Source organism: Pseudochrobactrum albidum, assembly GCF_051851455.1.
Taxonomy (GTDB): Bacteria; Pseudomonadota; Alphaproteobacteria; order Rhizobiales; family Rhizobiaceae; genus Pseudochrobactrum.
In genome coordinates, this window is the sequence record NZ_JBPVTR010000020.1 from 107921 (window position 1) to 134340 (window position 26420).

Annotated in this window: 20 protein-coding genes, 1 other RNA gene and 1 pseudogene; 19 read left to right on the top strand and 3 right to left on the bottom strand. The window is 51.6% G+C overall.

Annotation, left to right across the window (positions count from 1 at the left end; all coding sequences use genetic code 11):
- The first annotated feature begins 82 nt into the window (after positions 1-82).
- Both ettA and tam read left to right on the top strand, forming a co-directional pair.
- On the top strand, positions 83-1732 hold the full coding sequence (gene ettA, locus ACSTTO_RS05110) for an energy-dependent translational throttle protein EttA (protein ID WP_439272060.1): 1650 nt from the start codon (positions 83-85) through the stop codon (positions 1730-1732).
- Between the two features lie 297 nt (positions 1733-2029).
- The gene (gene tam / locus ACSTTO_RS05115) at positions 2030-2797 is read left to right on the top strand and encodes a trans-aconitate 2-methyltransferase (RefSeq protein ID WP_439272061.1); all 768 of its coding nucleotides are present in this window, start codon (positions 2030-2032) and stop codon (positions 2795-2797) included.
- Between the two features lie 21 nt (positions 2798-2818).
- On the opposite strand, the gene ACSTTO_RS05120 is transcribed toward tam, so the two are convergent.
- Positions 2819-3133, bottom strand: a complete 315-nt coding sequence (locus ACSTTO_RS05120) for a DUF2293 domain-containing protein (protein ID WP_439272062.1) — start codon at positions 3131-3133, stop codon at positions 2819-2821.
- Positions 3134-3338: 205 nt separating this feature from the next.
- Here ACSTTO_RS05120 and ACSTTO_RS05125 point away from each other — a divergent pair, with 205 nt between their 5' ends.
- A complete protein-coding gene (locus ACSTTO_RS05125) occupies positions 3339-4325 on the top strand; it encodes an ArsR/SmtB family transcription factor (protein ID WP_439272063.1) in 987 nt (328 codons plus the stop codon).
- A gap of 134 nt (positions 4326-4459) precedes the next feature.
- Positions 4460-5356, top strand: coding sequence for a methylenetetrahydrofolate reductase [NAD(P)H] (gene metF, locus ACSTTO_RS05130; RefSeq protein WP_439272064.1), 897 nt, complete (start codon positions 4460-4462; stop codon positions 5354-5356).
- A gap of 901 nt (positions 5357-6257) precedes the next feature.
- On the opposite strand, the gene ACSTTO_RS05135 is transcribed toward metF, so the two are convergent.
- A complete protein-coding gene (locus ACSTTO_RS05135; RefSeq protein WP_439272065.1) occupies positions 6258-7532 on the bottom strand; it encodes a lytic murein transglycosylase in 1275 nt (424 codons plus the stop codon).
- Between the two features lie 249 nt (positions 7533-7781).
- A complete protein-coding gene (locus ACSTTO_RS05140) occupies positions 7782-8597 on the bottom strand; it encodes a glycoside hydrolase family 25 protein (protein ID WP_439272066.1) in 816 nt (271 codons plus the stop codon).
- 297 nt (positions 8598-8894) lie between these two features.
- Between ACSTTO_RS05140 and ACSTTO_RS05145 the strand changes: the two genes are divergently transcribed.
- The 15 genes and pseudogenes from ACSTTO_RS05145 (at position 8895) to murC (ending at position 25995) form a co-directional block, all read left to right on the top strand.
- Positions 8895-9311, top strand: coding sequence for a hypothetical protein (locus ACSTTO_RS05145; RefSeq protein WP_439272067.1), 417 nt, complete (start codon positions 8895-8897; stop codon positions 9309-9311).
- 177 nt (positions 9312-9488) lie between these two features.
- The gene (locus ACSTTO_RS05150; protein ID WP_439272068.1) at positions 9489-10223 is read left to right on the top strand and encodes a TerB family tellurite resistance protein; all 735 of its coding nucleotides are present in this window, start codon (positions 9489-9491) and stop codon (positions 10221-10223) included.
- The gene (locus ACSTTO_RS05155) at positions 10210-11046 is read left to right on the top strand and encodes an N-acetylmuramoyl-L-alanine amidase (RefSeq protein ID WP_439272069.1); all 837 of its coding nucleotides are present in this window, start codon (positions 10210-10212) and stop codon (positions 11044-11046) included. The genes ACSTTO_RS05150 and ACSTTO_RS05155 overlap by 14 nt, the downstream gene beginning before the upstream one ends.
- A 564-nt stretch (positions 11047-11610) precedes the next feature.
- Positions 11611-11976 (top strand): annotated as a pseudogene (locus tag ACSTTO_RS05160) (lytic transglycosylase domain-containing protein); the annotation flags it as partial.
- Positions 11977-12224: 248 nt separating this feature from the next.
- An RNA gene (rnpB, locus tag ACSTTO_RS05165) (RNase P RNA component class A) lies at positions 12225-12628 on the top strand.
- Positions 12629-13091: 463 nt separating this feature from the next.
- Positions 13092-14144, top strand: coding sequence for a 16S rRNA (cytosine(1402)-N(4))-methyltransferase RsmH (gene rsmH / locus ACSTTO_RS05170; protein WP_439272070.1), 1053 nt, complete (start codon positions 13092-13094; stop codon positions 14142-14144).
- A 2-nt stretch (positions 14145-14146) separates the two neighbouring features.
- Positions 14147-14584, top strand: coding sequence for a cell division protein FtsL (gene ftsL, locus ACSTTO_RS05175; protein WP_439272071.1), 438 nt, complete (start codon positions 14147-14149; stop codon positions 14582-14584).
- Complete coding sequence (locus ACSTTO_RS05180; protein WP_439272072.1) at positions 14581-16395, top strand: peptidoglycan D,D-transpeptidase FtsI family protein; 1815 nt, start codon at positions 14581-14583, stop codon at positions 16393-16395. Before ftsL ends, ACSTTO_RS05180 begins: the two co-directional genes overlap by 4 nt.
- Positions 16396-16572: 177 nt before the next feature.
- Positions 16573-18027, top strand: a complete 1455-nt coding sequence (locus ACSTTO_RS05185; RefSeq protein ID WP_439272073.1) for a UDP-N-acetylmuramoyl-L-alanyl-D-glutamate--2,6-diaminopimelate ligase — start codon at positions 16573-16575, stop codon at positions 18025-18027.
- Positions 18024-19463, top strand: coding sequence for a UDP-N-acetylmuramoylalanyl-D-glutamyl-2,6-diaminopimelate--D-alanyl-D-alanine ligase (locus ACSTTO_RS05190; protein ID WP_439272074.1), 1440 nt, complete (start codon positions 18024-18026; stop codon positions 19461-19463). Before ACSTTO_RS05185 ends, ACSTTO_RS05190 begins: the two co-directional genes overlap by 4 nt.
- A gap of 144 nt (positions 19464-19607) precedes the next feature.
- Positions 19608-20690: a phospho-N-acetylmuramoyl-pentapeptide-transferase gene (gene mraY, locus ACSTTO_RS05195; RefSeq protein WP_439272075.1), complete on the top strand. Its 1083-nt coding sequence runs from the start codon at positions 19608-19610 to the stop codon at positions 20688-20690.
- 188 nt (positions 20691-20878) lie between these two features.
- Positions 20879-22288 carry a UDP-N-acetylmuramoyl-L-alanine--D-glutamate ligase gene (murD, locus tag ACSTTO_RS05200; RefSeq protein ID WP_439272076.1) on the top strand — a complete coding sequence of 470 codons (1410 nt, stop codon included), beginning with the start codon at positions 20879-20881 and terminating at the stop codon, positions 22286-22288.
- Entirely contained in the window at positions 22288-23439 is a 1152-nt protein-coding gene (ftsW, locus tag ACSTTO_RS05205) for a putative lipid II flippase FtsW (RefSeq protein ID WP_439272077.1), read from the top strand. Before murD ends, ftsW begins: the two co-directional genes overlap by 1 nt.
- A 22-nt stretch (positions 23440-23461) precedes the next feature.
- Positions 23462-24592, top strand: a complete 1131-nt coding sequence (murG, locus tag ACSTTO_RS05210; protein WP_439272078.1) for an undecaprenyldiphospho-muramoylpentapeptide beta-N-acetylglucosaminyltransferase — start codon at positions 23462-23464, stop codon at positions 24590-24592.
- Positions 24589-25995, top strand: a complete 1407-nt coding sequence (gene murC / locus ACSTTO_RS05215; RefSeq protein ID WP_439272079.1) for a UDP-N-acetylmuramate--L-alanine ligase — start codon at positions 24589-24591, stop codon at positions 25993-25995. Before murG ends, murC begins: the two co-directional genes overlap by 4 nt.
- Positions 25996-26420 lie beyond the last annotated feature (425 nt).

Below are 26420 nucleotides of genomic sequence, written 5' to 3' on the forward strand. Positions count from 1 at the left end.
TACAAGCGCAGCCAAACACAGTCTTTTATCAGAAGGTTTCCGGCCTGCGTTCAGGCCCAGAATTTCGGAGAACAGCCACACAATGGCACGCCAATTCATTTATCATATGTCGGGGCTGAACAAGTCTTACGGCAATAAGAAAATCCTTGAGAATATTCATCTGTCTTTTTATCCCGATGCAAAGATCGGTATTTTGGGGCCGAATGGCGCGGGTAAATCGACTATTCTGAAAATCATGGCCGGCCTTGATAAGGAATTTACCGGCGAGGCATGGCTGGCAGAAGGGGCAACCTGTGGTTATCTGGCACAGGAGCCGGAGCTTGATCCGGCCAAAACCGTTTTTGAAAACGTGATGGAAGGTGTGGCCGACAAGCAGGCGATTATTGATCGCTATAATGAATTGATGATGAATTATTCTGATGAAACCGCCGATGAGGGCGCGCGTCTTCAGGATATTATTGACAGCCAGAATCTGTGGGATCTGGAAAGCCAGGTGGAAATGGCAATGGAAGCCTTGCGCTGCCCGCCCGGCGATGCCGATGTGACTGTGCTTTCCGGTGGTGAGCGCCGCCGTGTGGCATTGTGCAAATTGCTGCTTTCCAAGCCTGATCTTTTATTGCTTGACGAGCCGACCAACCACCTGGACGCTGAAACCACAGCCTGGCTGGAAAGGCATTTACGTGAATATCAGGGCGCTGTGCTCTTGATCACCCACGATCGTTATTTCCTTGATAATGTGACCGGATGGATTCTCGAACTCGACCGTGGCCGCGGCATTCCTTATGAGGGTAATTATTCCGCCTATCTGGAAGCCAAGGCCAAGCGCATGCAGCAGGAAGGACGTGAAGAAGCCTCGCGCCAAAAAGCACTGGAACGCGAACGCGAATGGATTTCCGCCAGCCCGAAAGCCCGTCAGGCCAAATCCAAGGCACGTATCAAAGCTTATGATGAACTGGTTGCAGCGGCGGAAAACCAGCGTCCGGGTGATGCGCAAATTCTTATTCCCGCTGGTGAACGCCTCGGTCAGGTGGTGATTGAGGCTGAAGGTCTGTCCAAATCCTTTGGTGATCGTTTGCTGATTGATGATCTTTCTTTCAAACTGCCTCCGGGGGGTATTGTGGGTGTGATCGGTCCGAACGGTGCCGGTAAATCGACCCTGTTTAAAATGATCACCGGTCAGGAAAAGCCGGATAACGGCACAATACGCATCGGTGAGACGGTGCAGCTTAGCTATGTTGATCAAAGCCGCGATCATCTTGACCCGAACAAGACTGTCTGGGAGGAAATCTCCGGCGGCAATGATATTATCAAGCTCGGCAAATATGAGATGAATTCGCGCGCTTATTGCGGTGCGTTCAATTTCAAGGGCGGCGATCAGCAGGCGAAAGTTGGTAACCTTTCCGGTGGTCAGCGTAACCGCGTGCATCTGGCCAAAATGCTGCAATCGGGCGGCAATGTGCTGCTGCTTGACGAACCGACCAACGATCTGGACACAGAAACACTGGCGGCGCTGGAAGATGCGCTGGAAAAATATGCCGGTTGTGCGGTTATTATCTCCCACGATCGTATGTTCCTCGACCGTCTGGCCACCCATATCCTCGCCTTTGAGGGCGATAGCCATGTGGAATGGTTTGAAGGTAACTTTGCTGATTATGAAGCGGATAAGATTCGCCGTCTGGGGCCTGAAAGCGTTAACCCTAAGAGGGTGACCTACAAGCCATTGACGCGCTAAAATTTCTGCTCCAAAAGCCTCATGCAGGGCTGCAAATGGCGCTTTTCTTGCCTTCCGGTTCACGTACAATAAGTACGCTGCGCTCCGGTTCTCGAAAATTACCATTTTCGCCACTGCCTGCACCTTTTGACTACAGAAATTGCCTGCGAACTGAAGTTATAGAAACGCTCTCCGAAAGGAGGGCGTTTTTGTTGATGCGTTGGCAAAATGCTTGGTAAAATACTTGGCAAAATACTGGGCAAAATGCATTGGTACTATAGATTGTCTTGTTTATAGGTAAGGCAGAGGAGTATCACGATGAAAGACTGGTCGGCTCGGCAATATCTTAAATTTGAAGATGAGCGCACAAGGCCTGTTACTGATCTTATCGCCCGCATTCCGCTGGCAGAGCCTGCGGTGATTGTTGATATTGGCTGCGGGCCTGGAAACTCGACAGAGGCGCTGAAAAAGCGTTGGCCGCAGGCACAATTATCTGGTTTTGATACCTCGCCGGATATGATTGAAAAAGCGCGCAAACGCCTGCCGGATGTGGCTTTTTCGTTGCAAGATGCAACACAATATATGCCGGATAAGGAAGTGGATTTACTGTTTTCCAATGCGGTATTTCAATGGGTGCCGGATCATATTCAACATTTGCAGCGCCTGTTGCAGGGGCTGAAAAAGGGGGCGGCGCTTGCAGTGCAGATGCCGGACAACTGGAATGAGCCCTCGCACCGCATGATGCGGGAAACGGCTGAAAACAGCCGCTGGATTGAGCGCCTGCATAATGCTGCCCGCCCGCCAATGCCTGCGGTTCATGTTTATTATAATGCATTAGCGCCTTATTCTTCTCATATTGATATATGGCACACGATTTATAATCACCCCTTAAGCGGCCATGCCGCCATAACAGAATGGGTAAAGAGCACAGGGTTGCGGCCTTTTTTAAACCCGCTCAATGAGCAGGAGCAAAAAGATTATCTGGAGGAATATACAGCGCGGCTGGCAGAGCATTATCCGCTGACGGTTGACGGTAAGGTGTTGCTGCATTTTCCGCGGTTGTTTTTTGTGGCGGTGCGTGGCTGAAACCTTGGCAATGCCGGTGCCCTAAAAACCCTGATCATAATCAGACAATAAAGCGCCGGCACCCCATTCGTTCAGTTTTTCAGTCACTTGTTCATTAATCCAGTACAGGGCACTGTCTTTATCCAGCCCTTCATCCCGCAGCTTGTCATAATCTGTATAAGTGTGGCGGATATAGGCGAGCAATGCCAGGCGCACGGCATTTTCAGCGGTGAGGGCGCGCATATGAGGTGCTGCTGCTGCTTCGCGCACAGGCTCAGCATCATAAAAAGCGATGCGCGGGGCAAAAATGCGCAAAGCCAGTTCAATCTCTTTGCGGCGTCTGGCGGATGCGGCCATAGTGTGCTCCTGCTGTGTCTCTATAAAAAAACTATAGGCACCAGACCTATAATCTGTTTATGCCGCCTTTATGAAGACAGGCACCTATCAGGCAAAGTCAGCGCATGTTCTTACCCAAATTACGACCTGCCTTGTCGATTTCAGTTGCATTTGCTACATCAGTGACATAAACATATCTTTATGTGTTTTGTTTTTGGAGTGTGGTATGACTGCTAAGCCTCTGGCTCTGGAAGAAATGGTGGAAGTGTTGAAGGCTGCAGCGGAACCAAGCCGCTTGCGCATCCTTACCCTTCTTGCCGGTGGTGACCTTACAGTCTCTGATCTTACTTCGATTCTCAACCAGTCCCAGCCACGTGTCTCACGCCATTTGAAACTTTTGAGTGAAGCAGGGCTGATAAGCCGTTATCAGGAAGGATCATGGGCTTATTTTCGCTTGTCTGAGGCGCCGGTTCATCAGGGGCTTTCCCGTGCGCTGATCGGCTGGCAGGATAATCAGGATCCGTTTTTGCTGCGTGATCAGGAGCGGCTGGCGCAGGTTAAGGCCGAGCGCCATGAGCGTGCAACCGCCTATTTCAGCGCCAATGCAGAAAGCTGGGATCAGATACGCTCCCTGCATATTGATGAGGCGATGGTTGAAGAGGCGCTGCGCAGGGTTATCGGCGAGCAGAATTTTCACTCCATGCTTGATATCGGCACCGGAACGGGGCGGCTTCTGGAAATGTTCAGCGGTCTTTATGTGCGCGGTGTCGGTATTGATATCAACCGCGATATGCTTACCGTAGCGCGCACCAATCTTGATCAGGCGGGCATTGCCCATGCGCAGGTGCGGCAGGGCGATATTTATGCGCTGCCGGTTGATCGCGATGGTTATGATCTGGTGACAATTCATCAGGTGTTGCATTTTCTTGAGGATCCGCAGGCGGCTATACGTGAGGCAGCGCGCGCCCTGCGCCCGCAAGGGCGCTTGCTGGTGGTGGATTTTGCCCCGCATGATCTTGAATTTTTGCGGGAGGAACACGCACATTTGCGGCTTGGCTTCAGCGATGAGCAGATGACCGGCTGGATGAAAGCTGCCGGTCTGGAGCCGCAGCAATCGCTTGCGCTTGAGCCTAAAGGCGGCAAGGCCGAAGGGCTGGTGATTAAATTATGGCTGGCGCAAGATCCGCGAATGCTTATCGCCGATGCTGCCTGAGGGCGGCACCGGCACTAATGAATATTTTTAATGATCCGGTTTACAGGTTGTTTTGATAGAGGCCAAGCCGGTTTTGTTTCAGATTTTATCATTGTGACAGCAAAGCCATAATGATTGCATGACGGAGATTTCCGATGTCCGGTTTTGGCCAGCAACGACGTTTAGAGAGCGCACATCCGATCCGTGTATCCTTTGAGTTTTTTCCGCCGAAAACAGAAGAAATGGAAGCGCGGCTCTGGGAAACAGTAACACGGCTGGCGCCGCTTAATCCGGCCTTTGTATCGGTAACCTACGGGGCGGGCGGCTCAACGCGTGAGCGTACCAATAAAACCATTGCCCGCATTATCAAGGAGACCTCAATAACACCGGCAGCACATCTGACCTGTGTGGATGCAACCAGAGAGGAGGTCAATTCTATTGTCCGCTCCTTCGCTTCTCTCGGGGTAACGCGTTTTGTGGCGCTGCGCGGTGATCCGGCAGGCGGTATAGGCGAGGTCTATACGCCAACCCCTGGCGGTTATCAAAATGGCGCTGATTTGGTGGCCGGTTTGAAGTCTATCGCCAATTTTGACATCAGCGTATCAGCCTATCCGGAAAAACATCCGGAAAGTCCGGACTTTGCGACCGATATTGAGATGCTCAAACGCAAGGTTGATAATGGGGCGACCCGCGCAATTACCCAGTTCTTTTTTGATAATGATCTTTATGAGCGGTATGTGGAGCGTGTGCGCCGCGCGGGGATTTATATTCCGATTATTCCGGGTGTGCTGCCTATTCATAATTTTACGCAAGTTGCCAATTTCTCAAAACGTGCAGGTGCGCGTATTCCTGTCTGGCTTGCCGATCGTTTTGAGGGGCTGGATAAGGATCCGCAGACCCATATGCTGGTTGCAGCGGCGATTGCGGCTGAACAGGTGAATGATCTGATTGAACGCGGGGTGAATGATTTTCATTTTTACACCATGAACCGTTCAGATCTGGCTTTTGCCATTTGCCATTTGCTGGGGGTGCGGGCACAGGTTGCCGCCTAGAATAATTGCGCATTATTTTGATTACAGAAAAGCCCGGCGGTACAGATTATCCGCCGGGCTTTTCTTTAATCTGGTTTGTTTTGTAATTTTGTTTTGCGTTTTGCGCTTTACAGGGCTGCCCTTAAAAAGAGTAACCGCAGGACAGAGCCGGATTATATTGATCCGGCGGGCAGCAGAAATACGCTAACTCTTACAATTTGTTTTCTGAAAACACTTTCCCTTCAGATGTGTTTTCAGATCAATACGCAATTTGCCGGTATAGGTTTAAACAGGACATTGCGATTAAAATAAAAGCCCGAAACAGGCGGAATATACTTTTTTACAAAATAAAAAGATGACAGCTGGTTTTAAATCAGCCTATGCGGGATCAGGGAAATACACCGACAATCATTGCTGCGACAAACACAAAAGCTGCGCAAAACACCAGGGCATTGATTGAACGCGTTAAACCCATATGGATGCCTCCTGAGCAGGTTGTAAGTTCAGTTTTAAATGCCGCTGTTGCGGCAGATAAAGTCCGGAAACAGGCACCTGATACAAAGCGGAAATCTCATTTCGCTGATCATCTATGTGCGCAATTTCACTTAACGCCAACCGGAAATATGATGTTTTGCCTTGTAAAACCCTTGATACCTTGCGGCATTGCCAAAGAGAAACCAGAGAGCAAATTGACAGTTTTTTAACGCTGTCTGCACATTTCCTGTTTGTGTCATTTTATCGACATAAATGGTCAAAGAAAAGTCTAAATTCGTGGGAGCATCTATTTCAGATGCCGGAAAAAGCGTGGCATAGAGCGGTTGGAAATTTAAAATTATAATAAATTCAATATATTGAATAAAGTATGGGGAGCGTGATGCCGCCCTAAAATTTTTTTACAGGCGGCATCAAAATCCTACTATTTTTATAGTTTTTCCAGCAATTCACGCGTTGGCCAGGAATCTGCCGGCAGCCCCAAACGTTGTTGCTCCGTGCGCACGGCATCTCTGGTCATGGTGCCGAAAACGCCATCGATTCGCCCCATCTCATAGCCGCGTCCGGCAAGTTTATTTTGCAGCTCTTTCAGTTCTTCCGTCGTAAGACCCGGCTCAGGATTACCGGGGAGAAAAGGTGCCCCGTCAGCAAGCAGGCTGGCAAAATAGGCGGCGGTGGTGGCATAGACAATAGACTTGTTCCACTCCACAAAAACATCAAAATTGCGATAGGAGAGGAAAGCCGGCCCCTTGCGCCCCATCGGAATGAGCAAAGAGGCATTGCCATTATCCGCGCCAAGAGCCTTGCCATCAGCTGACTTCACCCCCCAGCCGCTCCATTGTGAATGAGGCAGGCGATAGGTGCGGATGGCATTTTCCCAAGGCATATCCTGTGTCAGTTGCACCGATTCAAGCCATGGTTCGCCGCGCTGCCAGCCAAGTTCAGAAAGCATGCGTGCGGCGGTCATCACGGCATCGGCCACGCTGTTTTTCAGATCGACCTTGCCATCGCCGTCACCATCAATGCCGCGCTCCAGATAGTCCTTGGGTAAAAGCTGCATCTGGCCAATTTCGCCGGCCCATGCGCCGGTGGTTCCGGCATCTACCACGCCCTGATCCATCAGCTTGAGCATGGCCATCAGTTGCGGGCGAAACAGTTCCGGACGGCGGCAGTCATGGGACAGGGTGACCAGTGAATTTAACGTATCAAAATCACCCTGAATAGCGCCAAAATCCGTTTCAAGCCCCCAGAATGCGGCGATAACCGGCCCTGGAACACCATAGGTTTCTTCAGCCTTTTTAAAAATACCGGCATATTTGACAAGATTTTCACGCCCTTTTTTCAGGCGCTGTTCAGAGATGAGGCGCTTGGAAAATTCAACGAAAGTCAGATTGAATACGGTCTGAGTGCGGTCGCGTTTCAGGGTGCGCTCATCAATCTGCGCTTTTTTCAGGGCTGCAATTGTTTTTTCTGAAATTCCTGCACTCTTTGCTTCTTCTGTAACACCCTCTAGCCAAAAAGCAAGATCACCGCCGCAGGCAGGTTTTTCTGCTGTAACAGGCGCTTCCTGCAGGGAGGCCTGCGTTTGCGGCTGCTCCTGTGCGTGAAGAGAAAAACTGACAGCGGAAAGCAGGCCTGCCAAGCCTAAAGCAGGCAGCTGACTGAAGTAGAAGGGTTTTTTGCGATAAAGCGCGCGGCGTGGCATTTTTCAGGTTCTCTTTGAAGAGGCCAGCAGCCTGATTGCAGCTGAGTGGCCAAAAATAAATCAGCTATGCTTGTCATGAGCATCTGGATGCGAGCATATTGATGGAACAGGCATCAATATGAATAAAGCATGGCGCGGCAGATTACCGGCCATGCCAAATCAATTCATGCCAAAACAATGGCCGGAACATGTAGAAACATTTTGTGAAAAAGAAGATGGAAAAACCGGAATCCGTCTTGCTGTGCGCTTTTATTTAACCTTGTTGCTTTCCAGCCACTTTTTCCATTGGGCATGATTGCCTGCAAAAACATTAATATCGGCATCGCCCGTGATACCGGGAATTGTTCCGGTGCCGGTATATTGCCAGAAAATCCACGGATGCGGGCCGTATTTCTCATCAGGATGGCCGGCGGTTGAGCGCAGCCAGAAAGGATAATCGCTAAAACTGCGCAGATTATTATCGTCAAAGAAATCAACAGTTGTATAAATGACCGGCTTTTTGCCGTAATGACGCTCAATCATTGTCAGGAAAGTGCGCATTTCGCGGCGCACAACAGAGGGATCAGGCCGTAATTTACAAGTTGGGGAAAGCGGGTTCCATTCCATATCCAGAACGGGCGGCAAAGCACCGGGATCTTTGGGCACATTGCGGATATACCAGCGCGCCTGATCGGCGGCCGAGCGGCAAAAATAATAGAAATGATAGGCGCTGCGCGGAATACCGGCAGCCCGTGCAGCCGCCCAATGATCCGCAAAGCGGTCATCCACGCGGTCGCCGCCCTCTGTTGCCTTGATAAAGACAAAGGAAATGCCGCTGCCGCGCACCTTATGCCAGTCAACCTTTTCCTGATATTTGGAAACATCTGTCCCGTGAATTGGATAATGCCATGGCGTTTTGCCGGTATAATCATGCGGTTTACGGTCAAAAAAGCGTGGCGCCCTGGCGTTGCCTGATGGCAGGGCAATGCTGGTGCTGCCCGGCGCCTTTACATCTGAAAAATCATAATCCACAGATGTGCAGGCGCTCAGCAAAAGGCCGAGAACAGCAAGTGCTACTGGCTTCATCAATTGTTGTCTCACAAATCGCAACGGGAAAATATGAATCTTTTATTACCGTAAAAGGTTAAAAATTTATCTTAAAACATGGAAATCAGTTTGGCTGTGCGCCATTCATGCGTATTTGGAAAAAAACGGATATACTTGCTGTTTAATAACAATATGAAATGTTTTTTGATCATTTGTTTCATAACTTGTACGTTTTTGTAACGGATACTGACATTTATTGCGGATGGATTCTATCCGGATAAAAACGGTAAGACATTTTATACGGCTATCCGTTGTGTGTTTGCGTGTGGAGGTCTTATGTATCGACTGTCAGTGTTTTTTATTGCGGTTGCTGTGCTTGTCGGGCTGGTATTATCTGGCGGATTTCAGAGTTTCAGCGGCAAGCAACAAGCCGGTTCCGATAGTGTGGCGGCCATGATTGCGCAATCCGAAAGAGAGCTGCAATTGAAGGCAGATCAGGAACTGGAAGAAATTGATGCCCGTGCCGGACAGGGCGGAAATGTGACTGCGGCTCTGGCCTTGCCGGAATTGAAAAAGCCGCTGACACAAGAGGATATTGAGCTTGCTGCCAAGCGTGCGGGCGAGGATGCTAAAAAGACCGCATTACGTGTGGGGCAGAGCGAGCAGCAGGCCTTGCAGGCGCAAACAGCCGCTGAGGCGGTTGTGCGCCGCCGGTTGGAGCGGCAAATGATGAGCGAGATGCAGGGCACATAAGATAAGCTGCACTATAAAAAGCCTGATCAGATGATGGCATTTTTCCTGTTGCTGCTGTGGCGAGGCGTGGCGGCAGGGCGCCTTTTTAATATTTGCCTTTTTAATATTTGCCGGATTTTCCACCTTTAACAGGCGGCGGATGGTTTTCATCAGAGTTGTTTTGAATTACAAAAGCTTATGTCGATTTGGTCCAGTATTGCCGATTTTGTTACGCAGACAGCTTATAGCGCATTTTCCGCAGTGATTGAGGCCGTTCGTACATATTTTGAAGGCGATGCCGAAACGCGGCGGCGCGTGGCTTTTTCCATTGCGATGATTGCTCTTTCCGCCAAGATGGCCAAGGCCGATGGTGTTGTTTCCGAGCAGGAAGTGCGTGCGTTTCAGGATATTTTTGAGGTGCCTCCCAAAGAGGCGCAGCATGTTGCCCGTCTTTATAATCTCGCCAAGCAGGATGTGGCCGGCTATGAAAGCTATGCCAGGCAGATTGAAAAATTATGCCGGATGGCGCAGCAGGATAATGATGAACAACCATGCGGGGTGCTGGCTGATGTGCTGGATGGCTTGTTTTATATTGCCGGCGCAGATGGTTATATACATGATAAAGAGATGCAATTTTTACGCCGTGTTGCGGAAATTTTTAATATTGAGGAAGATGCATTTGTGCTGATTGCCGGCCGCCATGTTCATATGGGGGCTGCCGATCCTTATGCAGTGCTGGGGCTTGCGCGTGGTGTGGATTATAAACAGGCCAAGCAGCATTATCGCAAATTGGTGCGCGAGAACCATCCGGATCTGATTATTGCGCGGGGTATGCCGCATGAATTTCAGAAAATAGCAAATCATCGTCTGGCTGCGATTAATGCAGCATGGGCAGTACTGGAAAAACAACTGGGTCAGCATGAACACGCATAATCATCATACGCAGCCAAAAAATGCGGGGCAAGACGGGCAGCCTGTTGCGCGGCCCTTGTTAAGCCGGCCGGATTATCCGTCTGCGATAATTGATGCCTCGCCAAATTTTGGTCCGCGCAAGGATGGTAAAAAACCGGAATTTGTGATTTTGCACTATACCGGCCTGCGCACTGCTGAAGAGGCGCTGGATATTCTCAAATCTCCCGAGCATGAGGTTTCTGCTCATTATCTGGTGCATGAGGACGGGCGTGTGGTGCAGATGGTGGCAGAGAGTGAACGTGCATGGCATGCGGGAAAAAGCTGCTGGAAGGGAGAGCGTGATATTAATTCCGCCTCTCTCGGGATTGAAATTGTCAATGCGGGCGATCTTGAAAATTTTCCTCCCTATCCGGATGCGCAGATTGCCGCGGTGATTGATCTTTGCCGCTCATTGTGCGAGCGCCATAAAATTGCGCCTGCCCATGTTCTGGCGCATTCAGATATTGCTCCGGAGCGCAAAATTGATCCGGGTGAAAATTTTCCGTGGCGCATTTTGTTTGAGGCCGGTATCGGCCATTGGGCAGAGCCTGCTCCCATTCGCGGCGGCCGGTTTTTTACAATGGGCGATCACGGCCAGCCTGTTGAGGCATTGCAATCCATGCTGGCAATGTATGGTTATGATATCGACATTAACGGCATGTTCGATGAACGCACGAAAATCGTAATCAGCGCATTTCAGCGCCATTTTCGCCCAAATCAGATTGACGGGGTGGCTGATATTTCCACAATCGAGACTTTACACAGGCTGATTGCCACAAATTTGCGTGAAGAAGTAACATCCTGATTTTTATAAAAACCTTGCCGTCAATTCTGAAGATTATTCCTTTATTGTTACAGTTTTTTGCAAACTGTGATTTGTTTTGACAATCTTCGGCTGCATTCGGGCGTCAGATACAACCCCGATTTCCTTGAGCAGATCTGGTGATGGAGGCGGACTGTTATCCAGAAGGAAGGGCGTCGCAGGCAGGTTTCCTCATGGCTGAGGGCGGCTGCAACGCATGAATGCAACAGTTCCAACGGTTAGGTTATGATTAGAAAATTTGGATTTTTATGCGCTCTTAGCGGGGCGATGGTTTCGTTCGGTCTTACTTCTGCCATGAGTGCGCCGGTTGTTGAAAAAACGAATTTGCTCGCTCTTATCAAGGCCGGAAAACAGAATGATAAAACTGAAAAGCAGCAGCAGGAAAGCAAGCGCACAGCCTATAAAAAACAGGTAAAAGCAGATAAGGTGCGCGTGATTGAGCGCCGTTCCGCGCGGAGTTATATTGATCTGAAAAAACAGTATAGCGGTAAAAGCGTAACCAGATCTGATGTCAAACAAAGCCGTGCCAGTGGTTCGGGCAAGCCTTATTCGGCAATTATTGCCCGTTATGCCTCAAGCTATGGTGTGCCTTTGGCTCTTGCTCATGCGGTTGTGCGCCATGAGAGCAATTACCAGCCCAATGTTCGCGGCCGTGCCGGTGAGATCGGCCTGATGCAGATCAAGCTTGGTACAGCGCGTGGCCTTGGCTATACCGGCTCTGCCAAGGGTTTGTATAACCCTGAAACCAATTTGCAATATGGCATGAAATATCTGGCGATGGCGCAAAAACTTGGCGGCGGTACCACTTGCGGTACTATTCTTAAATATAATGCCGGCCATGGCGCCAAACGTATGAACCCGACATCGGCAAAATATTGCAGCAATGTCAAAAATTTCATGCAGTCGTTTTAAACTGTTTTTTTTCGTGAGAGCTTAACAGTTTTTATCGTATTAATTATGGTTTTTGCAGGAGATTTTCTCTTGTTATAAAACTGTTCAGGCCTGTTTATATTCAGGCTTTGGCGGTGTTTGAGATACGCCATAACCTAAATCTAAATAGCTCCGCTGAGCTGGGATTTTATATCAAAGGCTGACTTTCAGAATTTGAAAGTCAGCTTTTTTATTGCGTTTTTTGCAAGATAGCGCCATAGACAGAGTTGTCAGCCGGCCGGGCAGCCGCGCTTGCCAAGGCCGAAAGGTGGCAGGTGAGGAAAGTCCGGGCTCCGCGGAAACACGATGCCGGGTAACACCCGGCGAGGGCGACCTCAGGGAAAGTGCAACAGAGAGCAGACCGCCTGCAATGCCTGTGGCTTGCGGGTAAGGGTGAAAGGGTGGGGTAAGAGCCCACCGCGCTGCCGGTAACGGGAGCGGCATGGTAAACCCCATCGGGAGCAAGACCGAATAGGGACGGTGCACCGGGCTTGCCCGGTAATCAGTTTCCGGATCAGCCGTCCGGGTGGGTTGCAAGAGGCGGATGGCAATATCCGTCCCAGATGAATGGCTGCCACGTCGGGCTGTTCGCAGTCCGGCCATACAGAACCCGGCTTACAGGCTGGCTGACAAACCTGTATGCTAAAAAATTATATGATCAGGATATTGCCTGAAATGGCGCAATCTTATTGCGCATAAACGCATTATACCCTGTTTTTTACACTGCAGTGTGGTGGCAATAAATCATATTTGCAGCGGTATAATAACTCTTCCTTAATATTAATATTGGATAAATTATTCACGGCGTTCTGTATGTGCAGACAGACCGGCAGAACTGAAAAAAGCTCAAGTCTGTAAGAGTGTTGGTAATGCATATGGTTGTGCTGAAGCGGTTTTTGAGCCTCCGTTGACGCCCGCCTTATGCCGGTGGTATTTTTTATGCGGTTTGTTGCGTCCATAGGGTGTTCATTTTTCAGGCATTTTGCGCTTCATGCGGGGAATGCGGCGGGCAATCTTGCCGGATATTGCAGCCACGCTTTTGCCTGCACCCAGCGATCTGCGGTTTTGATGCGTGATCGGGAGAAAAAGGCACAGTGATGACAGAACCTCATAATAAGACAGTGCCCGCAACACAGGCTGATTCCGCATTATCGGGGGCAGATGATTATTCACGGCATATTCCGGTGATGCTGGATGAGGTGATCAGCGCCTTGCAGCCGCAGGCCGGCAAGCTTTATGTGGACGGCACTTTCGGCGCGGGCGGCTATACGCGCCGCATTCTCCAGAGCGGCGCCAATGTGCTGGCAATTGACCGTGATCCCAATGCCATTGCAGCCGGGCAGGCAATGGTTGAGGTTTTTCAGGGGCAGTTGCGTCTGGTGCATGCGCGGTTTTCGCAGCTTGAAGATGTGCTTGGCGATATGCGCCCTCAGGGTGTGGTGCTGGATATCGGCGTTTCCTCCATGCAGATAGATGAGGCGGAGCGTGGTTTTTCTTTTCAGAAAGATGGTCCGCTGGATATGCGTATGTCCGGTCAGGGGTTGAGTGCCGCTGATGTGGTTAACCAGTATAAGACCGGTGATCTGGCGCGGATTTTTAATTTTTTGGGTGAGGAGCGCCATGCAGGGCGCATTGCCCGCATGATTGTGAAGCGGCGTGAGAATGCGCCTTTCACCCGCACGCGTGACCTTGCAAATGCAATTGAAATGCTGGTTGGCCGCCACCCGAAAGACCGGATTCATCCGGCAACACGGGTGTTTCAGGCATTGCGCATTTATGTGAATGATGAGCTTGGCGAGCTGGCACGCGCATTGATTGCCGCTGAGCGGGCGCTGGTGCCGGGCGGGCGGCTGGTTATTGTTACTTTTCATTCGCTTGAAGACCGGATTGTGAAGCGTTTTTTTGCCGATCGTGCCGGCGGCGGCGGCGGTTCACGCCATTTGCCGGAAGCACATATGCGTCAGGGCAGTTTTACGCCTGCGGTCAAGGGAGCGATCAGTGCCGGTGAGGAAGAGGCGCTGGTCAATCCCCGTGCACGTTCTGCCAAATTGCGCGCCGGTATCCGCACGCAATATCCGCCGCTGAAAGCTGATTACAGTATTTTCGGTTTGCCTGCCTTGCCTGAATTTGACGATGTGAAGTGGAAATAGCCATGCTGCGCACTATTGATATCATCCTGATCGCGGCGATGCTGGTAGCAGCCACCGTGACCTATAAAATCAAGCATGATGCGGAAAAGCAGGTTGTTGAAATCAAAAAGATTCAGCGCCAGATTGCCTCTGAGAAGGATACGATCAATCTTCTGAAGGCTGACTGGAGCCTGATGACCCAGCCGAACCGCCTGCAGAGACTGGTTGATATTTATCAGGCACAGCTTAAACTGGCTCCTGTTGATGTGCGTCAGATCGGGCTTTTTGATGATATTCCGCTGAAACAGGCCGATGATATTGAAAAACTGATCGGCAACAGTTCTGATCTGATTGCCTCGGTTGATAATTTAAGCACCGGCAGTATTGCCTCCAACATGTCAGGCGCTGCGCCACAGGTGGCATTGCCTGCGAAAATTGTTATTCCGGGAGTGCGGCCATGAGCAGAAAAAACGGCTGGTTGCGCCGCAAGAACAAGGTTTCTATCTCCGGCGATGGCAGCCCCCTGGGGCAGGCACCGGAATTTGGCAATGCCGCCCCTGATGCAGAATCCACAATTGCCACATCGCCGCTGAATAATAATGTAGCCTTTGCCGGTAACCGGAAAAAACACGGCAACCGTGCCCGCAATCGTTTGCTGATGGCTATGACCTGTTTTATGGGTATTTATGCGGTGATTGGCGGACGCCTGATTTATTATGGCCTGCAGGGCGGTGATGATGAGGGCTATCGCGCAGCCGCTGCCAGCACGCTTGCCTCACGGCCGGATATTGTTGACCGCAATGGCGAGGTTTTGGCAACAGATATTAAAACAGCATCGCTTTATGCTGAGCCGCGCAAAATTGCCGATCCGGATGAAACGCTGGAATTGCTGGCAACTGTTCTGCCCAATCTGGATTGGGAAAGCACCTATCGCAAGCTGAAAAGCGGCGCCGGTTTTGTCTGGATTCAACGTGGCCTGACCCCGCGCCAGCAAAGCCAGATTATGGCGCTTGGTGTTCCTGGTATTGGGTTTCGCACTGAAAAATCAAGGTTTTATCCCGGCGGGCCTACAGCCTCTCATATTCTTGGTCTGGTCAATATCGACAATCAGGGCATTGCCGGTATGGAAAAATATATTGACAGTCAGGGCTTGAGTGATTTGCGGCAGGCGGGGCTTGCGCAGCCGGAAAATCTGGAACCATTCCGTCTTTCCATTGATTTGCGCGTACAGCATATTATGCGTGATGAGCTGGTGCAGGCAATTGCCAAATATCGGGCGATTGCAGCCGGTGCGGTGGTGCTCAATGCCAAGACCGGTGAAGTGGTGGCTATGGCCTCGGTACCGGATTTTGACCCGAATAACCCGTATAATGCGCTGGAAAAAGACCGGCTTAACCGCATGTCTGCGGGCACTTATGAGATGGGTTCAACCATTAAAAGCTTTACCACGGCAATGGCGCTGGATTCCGGAAAATTTAATCTGGACAGTAAATTTGATGCCACGCGCCCGATCACGATTGGCCGTCAGACCATTCGTGACTTTCATGGTAAGGCCCGCTGGCTGACATTGGCTGAAGTGTTTATTTACTCATCCAATATTGGTTCGGGCAAGGAGGCGGATGCGGTTGGCATTGAGGGGCACCGGGCATTTTTGAAGCGCCTTGGCCTGCTGAACCGCATGCATACGGAATTGCCGGAAGTGGCGCGCCCTGTTGAGCCGCGCGTGTGGAAGAAAGTGCATTCAATTACAATTTCTTTCGGCCACGGCATGATGACCACCCCGTTGCAGACAGCGGTTGCCGCGGCGGCATTGATGAATGGCGGCAAGCTTATTCCGCCGACATTTCTGCCGCGCACAGAAGCGCAGGCTAATGCGATAGCCACACAGGTTCTCAAGCCGAAAACCAGTGATGATATGCGCTATCTTTACCGGCTGAATGCAGAGATCGGCTCCGGGCGCCGTGCAGAGGTGAAGGGCTACCGTGTTGGCGGTAAAACCGGTACGGCAGAAAAGGTTATTAATGGCCGCTATTCCAAGGATGTGCGCTTTAATGCTTTTCTTGCTGCTTTTCCGATGGATGACCCGACCTATATTGTTTTGACAATTATTGATGAGCCAAAACCTGAGGAAGGCAAATTTTCTGCCACAGCCGGACTCAATGCTGCCCCAATGGTTGCCAATATCATCCGCCGGTCGGCATCTTTCCTTGGTGTGCAGCCGGATTTTGCCAAGGATGCGCCGCCGATTTTGGCTGCCTATGAGAATGACTAAAATGAGAAACCGGAAAATATATCCGGTTTTTCAGATTATTCGGCGCTGGTATAACCGGCAGAGTATTTTTTATGCATCCGGTCGGGTATATGGCAGTGTAAATATCAGGCCGGAATTGCGGTAACAGCTGGAAATGTCATCTGTGCCGCCAATGGTGTGTTCGGATCGGGGAACGGAATGAAACTGAAAGAGATTGCCGCATTTGTTAATGAAATGGCTGATTCTGTCGGGAAGATTGAAATTTCCGGCATTGGTTCCGATTCCCGCATTGTGCAGCCGGGCTATTTGTTTGCTGCGCTTAAAGGGGTAAAAAATGACGGCTCGGCCTATATAGCCGATGCCATAAAACGCGGTGCGGTTGCTATTCTTGCCGATGAGCAGATGGATGCGGCAGAGATTGGCGTGCCGGTGTTGCGCTGTGCTGATCCGCGTCATGCGCTGGCAATGATTGCTGCTGTCTTTTATGGCCGGCAGCCACAGATTATGGCGGCGGTGACCGGCACCAGTGGCAAAACATCAGTTGCATCCTTTACCCGGCAAATCTGGGCTTATGCGGGTTTTGCTGCGGCCAGTATCGGCACAACCGGCATTGTCTCGCCAACGCGTGATGAATATGGCTCGCTGACCACGCCTGATCCGGTGGAATTGCAAAAAGTGCTGGCGGAGCTGTATGATGAGGGTGTGACCCATGCCTGTATGGAGGCATCATCTCACGGGCTTGACCAGTGCCGCCTTGATGGTGTGAAACTCACAGCCGGTGCATTTACCAATCTTGGCCGCGATCATATGGATTATCATCCGACGGTGGAGCATTATCTGGCTGCCAAAATGCGCCTGTTTGACCGTTTATTACCAAAGGCTGCGCCGGCAATTATTTTTGCAGATGATATTTATTCCGCCCAGGCAGAGGAGGCGGCAAGGCAGGCTGGCTGCGATGTAAAAACAGTTGGCCGCAAGGGGGCGTTTATCACGCTTAAACGTGTGGAACATGAACGCCATCGCCAATATATTGAATTGTGCCATGAAGATAAGATTTATGAAGTGACCCTGCCTTTGGCCGGTGATTTTCAGGTGGCCAATGCGCTTGTGGCGGCGGGGCTTGCAATCGTATCCGGCGTTACGGCAGATGCGGCCTTTCGTGCGCTGGAGCGGCTGAAAGGGGCGCCGGGGCGTCTTGACCTTGTCGGCGCTACGGAAGATGGCGTGCCTGTTTATGTGGATTATGCGCATAAGCCGGATGCGCTGGAAAATGTGCTTACTTCCGTGCGTCCGTTTACCACGGGGCGGGTTATTCTGGTTTTTGGCTGCGGCGGTGATCGTGATAAGGGTAAGCGCCCGATCATGGGGGAGATTGCCACACGTCTGGCAGATGTGGTGATTGTGACTGACGATAATCCGCGCTCTGAAATACCGGCGGTTATCCGCGCAGAAATTCTTGCTGCAGCTCCTTCCGCGCTGGAAATCGGTGACCGTCATGAGGCTATACGCCATGCGGTGCTGATTGCCGAGGCCGGTGATACTGTGATTGTCGCAGGGAAGGGGCATGAGGAAGGACAGATTATTAATGGTATGACGCTGCCTTTCTCGGATCATGCTGAAATTATCCGTTCGCTTGAGGCGCGTTTTAAATGAATGAAATTTTATGGAAATCGGCTGACATGGTAAAAGCAATGGAGGGGCGGCCTGTTGGCAACCTTCCTGAAGGTGTTACCGGAATTTCGATCGATTCCCGCACTTTGCGCAAGGGCGAGGCTTTTTTTGCGATTAAGGGCGATGTTTTTGACGGCCATGACTTTGCCACCGCCGCAATGGCTGCCGGTGCCGGATTGCTGGTTGTGACAGAGGCGCGCCTGCCGGCTCTTGGCAAATTGCAGGTGCCGATGATTGTGGTGGATGATGTGCTGGCAGCCCTGACGCGGCTGGGGCTTGCTGCGCGCAAACGCTCTGCGGCGCAAATTATTGCCGTGACCGGTTCTGTGGGAAAAACCACAACCAAGGAAGCCCTGCGCCACGTTTTATCAGCCTGTGGCAAGGTTCATGCTTCGGCGGCATCTTTTAATAATCACTGGGGGGTGCCGCTAACATTGGCGCGCATGCCGGAAGATGCCGATTACGGTGTTTTTGAGATTGGCATGAACCACCATAATGAAATCCGCCCGCTGGTGAAAATGGTGCAGCCGCATGTGGCGGTGATCACGCAGATTGCGGCGGCACATCTGGGGCATTTTGCCAATCTGGAAGAGATTGCCACTGCCAAAGCCGAGATTTTTGAAGGCGTGCTGCCCGGCGGCTATGCATTGCTCAATCGTGATGACAAACGTTTCAGGCAACTGGAGGCACTGGCTGAGGCTGCCGGTATTGAGCATATTGCCACTTTTGGTGAAAATGCCCGCTCAACCTACCGGCTGCGTGATCTTGTTATGAAGCCGGATTGCTCCTGCATCACTCTATCGCTGAATGGCCGGGAGGCAGTGGTTAAAATCGGTGCGCCGGGGCGGCATATGGTGCAAAATATGCTGGCGGTGATAGGGGCTGCCCATCTTGCCGGCGCTGATATGACCAAGGTTGTGCTGGCGCTTGGCACATTGCAGGCTGAGGCTGGACGCGGCGCGCAATATCGCCTGCGCCATGGTGAGGGTATATTCACGCTGATTGATGAGAGCTATAATGCCAATCCGGCTTCCATGCGGGCGGCGCTTGCATTGCTGGAGGCAACACCGCCGCAGGGCGAGCGCGCACAGGCCGGGCGGCGCATTGCTGTGCTTGGTGATATGCTGGAGCTTGGCAAGCAATCTTCCAAGCTGCACGGAGATCTGGCGCGGCCGATTGTGGATGCGCATGTGAATATGCTGTTTATCGGCGGAGCGCATATGAACGCCTTGAAATCGGCGATGCCTGCGGAAATTCAGGTTGAATATCGGGATAATGTTGATGATCTGCTGCCGCTGGTTGTTAAAGCCGTGCGCCCGGGAGATGTGGTGATGATTAAGTCATCAAAATCAATCGGCTTTGTAAAAATTGTTGATGCCTTGCTGAAAAAATATCCGCTTTGTGAGGCGGCGGAATAATTTATACCGGCTTCATTCCCTGTTAATGAGGCCATTCTGGTAACAGAATTACAGAACTGCAAAAGAATAACAGGTGCTGGATCCGGCATTTTAACCTATGCCGGTTGTTATAGTGCCGCGACCGACCTGAAGGGCATTCACCTGATGCTGATGTTATTAGCCAATGCTGCGGATCATTTGTCATTTTTCAATGTGTTTCGCTATATTACCTTTCGCACCGGTGGTGCTTTGATCACATCAGCTTTGCTGGTTTTTTTGCTGGGGCCGCGCATTATCAACAGTTTGCGTGTGCGTCAGGGCCGCGGCCAGCCGATCCGCGCTGACGGGCCGCAGACGCATTTTAAAAAAGCCGGTACGCCGACAATGGGCGGTTTGATGATTTTGTTCGGGGTTCTGGCCTCGGTAATGCTCTGGGGTAACCTCAAGAGTGTCTATGTCTGGGTTGTGCTGCTGGTAACGGTCAGTTTTGGCGCAATCGGCTTTTATGATGATTATCTCAAGGTCACCAAACAATCGGATAAAGGTTTTTCAGGAAAAGCGCGTCTGGGGCTGGAATTTGTTATTGCCGCCATGGCTGCATGGGTGATTATGCGAACCGGTCAGGAGCCGTTTTCATCTTCGCTGACTTTTCCCTTCCTTAAAGGCTTGTTGCTGGATCTTGGCTGGTTTTTCATACCATTTGCTGCCTTTGTCATGGTTGGCTCCGGCAATGCTGTTAACTTTACTGACGGGCTGGATGGTTTGGCCATTGTGCCGGTAATGGTTGCGGCCGCTTCCTTTGGTTTTATTGCCTATTTGTCGGGTAATGCGATTTTTGCCGATTATCTGCAGATTCACTTTGTGCCGGGTACCGGTGAATTGTCGGTTATTCTTGGTGCGGTGATTGGCGCGGGCTTAGGATTTTTGTGGTTTAATGCTCCGCCGGCTGCGATTTTCATGGGGGATACCGGGTCGCTGGCGCTGGGTGGTATGCTGGGCACGGTTGCCGTTGCCACCAAACATGAAATCGTGCTGGCAATTATCGGCGGTGTATTTGTGATGGAAGCCCTCTCGGTAATTATTCAGGTGGGTTTTTTTAAAATGACCGGCAAGCGTGTATTTCTTATGGCGCCAATTCACCATCATTTTGAGAAAAAAGGCTGGACGGAAAGTCAGGTGGTGATCAGATTCTGGATTGTTGCCATTCTTCTGGCGATGATTGGTCTTTCCACCTTGAAATTGCGTTAAGCAATTTGCGTTAAACAGGCTATCCGAATGGTTTATTAACCATTCGGATAAATTATAGAGCAAAGTATTAAATGCCTGTGCTGCCGGCGTAGAACCGTCTGTGGTGCGGGAGATAAACCGGTAGCCGGATTATCTGCGCCCTGAACGGTGACAGAAATTCGGCGATATTTGTCGAGTGGCGGTTGATTATGATCCCCGTACAAACCCTGAAAAACAAGCATGTTGCGTTGTTTGGCCTTGGAGGTTCCGGCCTGGCAACAGCCAAGGCAATATGTGCCGGCGGTGCACATGTTGTTGGCTGGGATGATAATCCGGAAAGCGTTGCCCGTGCAGCGGCGCAAGGCATAAATGTGCAGGATTTGCGCGAAGCGGACTGGTCGCTTTTCAGTGTTTTTGTATTATCGCCCGGGGTGCCGCTCACGCATCCGAAACCACATTGGAGTGTTAAGCTGGCTCATCAGGCGCAGGTGCCGGTTATCGGCGATGTGGAATTATTCTGCCGCGAGCGCGATGCCGCTATTGCCGGCGGGGCGGATTGCCCGTTTGTGGCCATTACCGGCACCAATGGCAAATCCACCACCACAGCGCTGATTGCGCATATCATCAAGGCCTGTGGCCGTGATATGCAGCTTGGCGGCAATATCGGCACGGCTGTGCTTTCGCTGGAGCCGCCGGTTGACGGGCGCAATTATGTGGTGGAATGTTCATCCTACCAGATTGATCTTGCGCCAAGCCTTAATCCTTGCGCCGGCATTTTGCTTAACCTGACGCCTGATCATCTCGACCGCCATGGCGCGATGGAGCATTATGCCGCTATCAAAGAACGGCTTGTTGCCGGCAGTGCCACGGCCATTGTGGCTGTTGATGATGCTTATTGTGCTATTATTGCCGACCGGCTGGAAAAACAGGGCAGGAGACTGATCCGCTTTTCTAAAAATCAGGTGCTTGAAAACGGTTTTTATGCACAGGGAACCGATCTTTACCGTGCGGAACATGGCAGGGCTGAACTGCTGTTATCACTGGATGGTATTGGCTCATTGCGCGGCGCGCATAATGCCCAGAACGCGCTTGCGGCATTGATTGCCTGCCTGACAATCGGTTTGAGCCTGGAGGAAATACGTGCCGGTCTGCGCAGTTTTCCGGGGCTTGCGCATCGTATGGAGCAGATTGGCTATCAGGGTAAAACCCTGTTTATCAATGATTCAAAAGCAACCAATGCCGAGGCCACCGCACCTGCCTTGTCATCTTTTGCCAAGCTTTACTGGATTGCAGGCGGCTTGCCAAAGAGCGGCGGGATTGAAAGCCTGCGCGGATTTTTTCCGCGTATTGCCAAAGCCTATCTGATCGGCGAGGCGGCAGCACAATTTGCCGCAACACTTGGCGCTGATGTGCCGTTTGAAATCAGCCAGACGCTGGATGCTGCGATTGAGCATGCTGCACAGGATGCGGCTGGTGATGCGGATGCGGAGCCGGTGGTGCTGTTATCTCCGGCCTGTGCCAGTTTTGACCAGTTTCCGAATTTTGAGAAGCGCGGGCAGGCATTCCGCGATAAGGTTATGATGTTGGAGGGCTTTCGCCCTGTGGGGAGAGCAGACTGATGGTGAGCCGCGCGGACAGGGGAGCTGTTGCCAATTGGTGGTGGACAATTGACCGTTATTTTCTGGCAGCCTGTCTGGCGCTGATGGGGCTTGGTATTTTATTGTCCTATGCGGCAAGCCCCGCCGTGGCCGAGCGTATCGGGCTTGACAGTTTCCATTTTGTTGAGCGTCAGATTTTCTTTATGATACCGGCGCTGATTGCCATGATCGGAGTTTCATTTTTAAGCCCGCGAATGGTGCGCCGTGCCGCACTGATTTTACTGGGCGCTTCGCTGCTGCTTATGGTTGCGGCGCTGTTTGTTGGTATTGAGGTCAAGGGCGCACGGCGCTGGGTATCGCTGGCGGGTCTTTCTGTTCAGCCGTCAGAATTTATGAAGCCGGCTTTTGTGGTTATTTGCGCATGGCTGTTCTCTGAACAGGAGCGCAATGGCGATATGCCGGGCAATCTGCTGGCTATGCTGTTGTTTGGCATGGTTGCCGCGCTTTTGATGGCGCAGCCCGATTTCGGGCAAACCACTTTGACGGCGGTGAGCTGGGGGGCGATGTTTTTTCTCGCCGGTATGCCGTGGCTGTGGATTATTGTTCTTGGCGGCCTTGCTGTTGTCGGCGGGGTGGGCGCTTATAGTTTTTTCCCGCATGTGGCCGGCCGTATTGACCGCTTTATGACAGGTGAGGGCGATACATTTCAGGTGGATGCCGGGCGTGAAGCTATTATCAGCGGCGGCTGGTTCGGGCAGGGGCCTGGTGAGGGCACAGTCAAACGTATTATTCCTGACAGCCATACGGATTTTATTTTTTCTGTCGCGGCGGAGGAATACGGCATTATTCTTTGTATTGTGATTATGCTGCTGTTTGCCTTTATCGTTATTCGCGGCCTGAGCGTGGCCATGAAAGAGCGTGATGCTTTTACAAGGCTTGCAATTGCCGGCATTGTTATTCTGTTCGGCTTTCAGTCAATCATCAATATGGCGGTTAACCTGCATTTGATGCCTGCAAAAGGCATGACATTACCGTTTATTTCCTATGGCGGTTCATCATTGGTGGCTATTGCGATTACTATGGGTTTTTTGCTGGCTCTGACCCGCGATTCACCAGAGCGCCGCATGTCAGCTACACTTAAAAACGGCGCCGAGCGCATTCCCGCCTTGTAAATTCTTTGAAGAAGATCGGATAATGACGACAAAAGATGTGATCGTTTTGGCGGCTGGCGGTACGGGCGGGCATTTGTTTCCTGCTGAGGCGCTGGCGCATGAGCTGATAAAAGACGGCTATGAAGTGCATCTGGTGACCGATAAACGGGCACAGCGTTTTGTCTCCGGCTTTGCAGACACACATGTGCATGTGGTGCGCTCGGCAACCATTGCCGGTAAAAATCCGCTGGCATTGGCAAAAACATTTTACAGCCTGTGGCAGGGTAATCTTGATTGCCGCAAATTATTCCGCCGTTTAAAGCCCAAACTGGTTGCAGGCTTTGGCGGCTATCCGACCTTGCCGCCGCTTTATGCTGCATCGCGGATGGGTATTCCGACACTTATTCATGAACAAAATGCCGTAATGGGGCGCGCCAATAAAGGCCTGTCTTCGCGTGTGACGGCAATTGCCGGTGGGTTTTTGCCGGTTGAGGGCGGCGCTTATGCGGATAAAACCGTGCAAACGGGAAATCCGGTGCGCCCCAGCGTTTTGGCGCAAACCAATATTGCCTACAAGCCTTCTGCCGCGCCTGATCTGTTTCGCCTGTTGGTTTTTGGCGGCAGTCAGGGTGCGCAATATTTTTCAACTGTTGTGCCAGCGGCCATTGCGCTTTTGGAGCAGGAAGAGCGGGAGCGCCTGTTTGTTACCCAGCAGGCACGGGCGGAGGATGAGGCGCAATGCCGCAAGATTTATGAAAAACTGGGAGTCAAAGCGCAGGTTGCGCCGTTTTTTACCAATTTGCCGGAAATGATGGCACAGGCGCATTTTGTTTTGTCGCGCTCCGGCGCCTCCACAGTTTCTGAAATTGCGGCTATCGGCCGCCCGAGCCTGCTGGTGCCGTTTCCTTTTGCGCTGGATCATGATCAGGCAGCCAATGCGCAAGCGCTGGCAGGGGCTGGCGGCGGCGAGGTGATTCGTCAAGCTGATCTGACACCGGAAAAACTGGCACAAATTCTTATTGCCGCACTCAATGAGCCGCAAAGACTGACAGATATGGCCGCGCGTGCAAAAAGTGCGGGCAAGCCGGATGCAGCACGGTTGCTTGCTGATCTTTCCAAGGCTATTGCAGCGGGATTGTCTGTTGCTGATTTCAAGAGAGGAAAACGCGCATGAAAATGCCCCTGAATATTGGTCTGGTTCATTTTATCGGCATAGGCGGCATTGGCATGAGCGGCATTGCGGAGGTGCTGCATAATCTGGGCTATAAGGTGCAGGGCTCAGATCAGGCAGACAGCGCCAATGTGCAGCGCCTGCGGAATAAGGGCATTGAGGTTTTTGTAGGCCATAAGGCTGAGAATATCGGCAAGGCCGATGTGGTTGTGGTTTCCACGGCAATACGCCAGAATAATCCGGAACTGGTCGAGGCGCGGGAGAGGCTGCTGCCGATTGTGCGCCGTGCGGAAATGCTGGCAGAACTGATGCGCTTCCGTCAGGCCATTGCCATTGGCGGCACACATGGCAAAACCACGACCACATCTATGGTTGCCACGTTGCTGGAGGCAGGGCGCCTTGATCCGACAGTGATTAATGGCGGCATTATCAACGCCTATGGCACCAATGCCCGCATGGGGGAAGGTGAGTGGATGGTGGTTGAGGCAGATGAGAGTGATGGCACTTTTCTCAAACTGCCTGCCGATATTGCGGTGATCACCAATATTGATCCGGAACATCTCGATCATTACGGTTCATTTGATAATGTGCGTGCCGCCTTCCGCCAGTTTGTGGAAAATGTGCCTTTCTATGGTTTTGGCGTGATGTGCCTTGATCATCCGGAAGTGCAGGCTTTGGTCAGCCGTATTGAGGATCGCCGTGTGATTACCTATGGTGAGAACCCGCAGGCCGATGTGCGTTTTTCCAATCACCATATGGATGGCGCGGTTTCGGTGTTTGACGTGGTTATCCGTGACCGTAAGGGCGAAACTGTTGAGATTAAAGATTTGCGCCTGCCGATGCCGGGGCGCCATAATGTTTCCAATGCTACGGCTGCCATTGCTGTTGCCCATGAGCTTGGCCTGAGTGCCGAGGATATTCGCAAGGGGTTATCAGGCTTTGGTGGTGTGAAGCGCCGTTTTACCCATACAGGCTCATGGAACGGTGTTGAAATATTTGATGATTACGGCCACCATCCGGTGGAAATCAAAGCCGTGTTGAAAGCCGCCCGTGAGGCCGCGCCAAAACGTGTGATTGCCATTGCCCAGCCTCATCGTTTTACACGTTTGGCAAGCCTGTTTGATGAGTTCTCCACCTGTTTCAATGATGCGGATACGGTGTTGATCACGCCGGTTTATACCGCAGGTGAGGATCCTATAGAAGGGGTGACCGCTGAAGCTCTGGTGAGCCGTATTAAAACGGCCGGCCACCGCGATGCCCGCTATCTGGAGACGCCTGAACAATTGCCGGAAACTATTAAAGAATTAGCGCAGGAAGGCGATTTTGTTGTATTTCTTGGCGCAGGCAATATCACTCAATGGGCTTATGCACTGCCCAGGCAGCTTGGCGGTGGCGATGCTGCCTGATTAGCAGTGCGGGTGGCTTATGCAAAGCACGTGCACAATGCAGTACTACATGCACCCGTATTAGCAGAGCGGTTGGCTTATGAACCGACATGTCAGGTTGGCGGTTGAGATGCTGCCTGATTAGCAGTGCTGGTGGCTTATGCACAGCCCGTGCAGCTTGGCGGTGGTGATGCTGCCTGATTAGCAGTGCGGGTGGCTTATGCACCGCCCGTGCAGCTTGGCGGTGGTGATGCTGCCTGATTAGCAGTGCGGGTGGCTTATGCACTGCCCGTGCAGCTTGGCGGTGGCGATGTCTGGCAGCCTGCAGGGTGTGTTGATGTTGTTTGATATATAAAAACACGGGCAATGATTGGGGAATGCCTTGATCCTGCCGTGTTTTTCCTGACCTATCCGGATTGTTGTGATGCTTATAATCCGGAAAATTT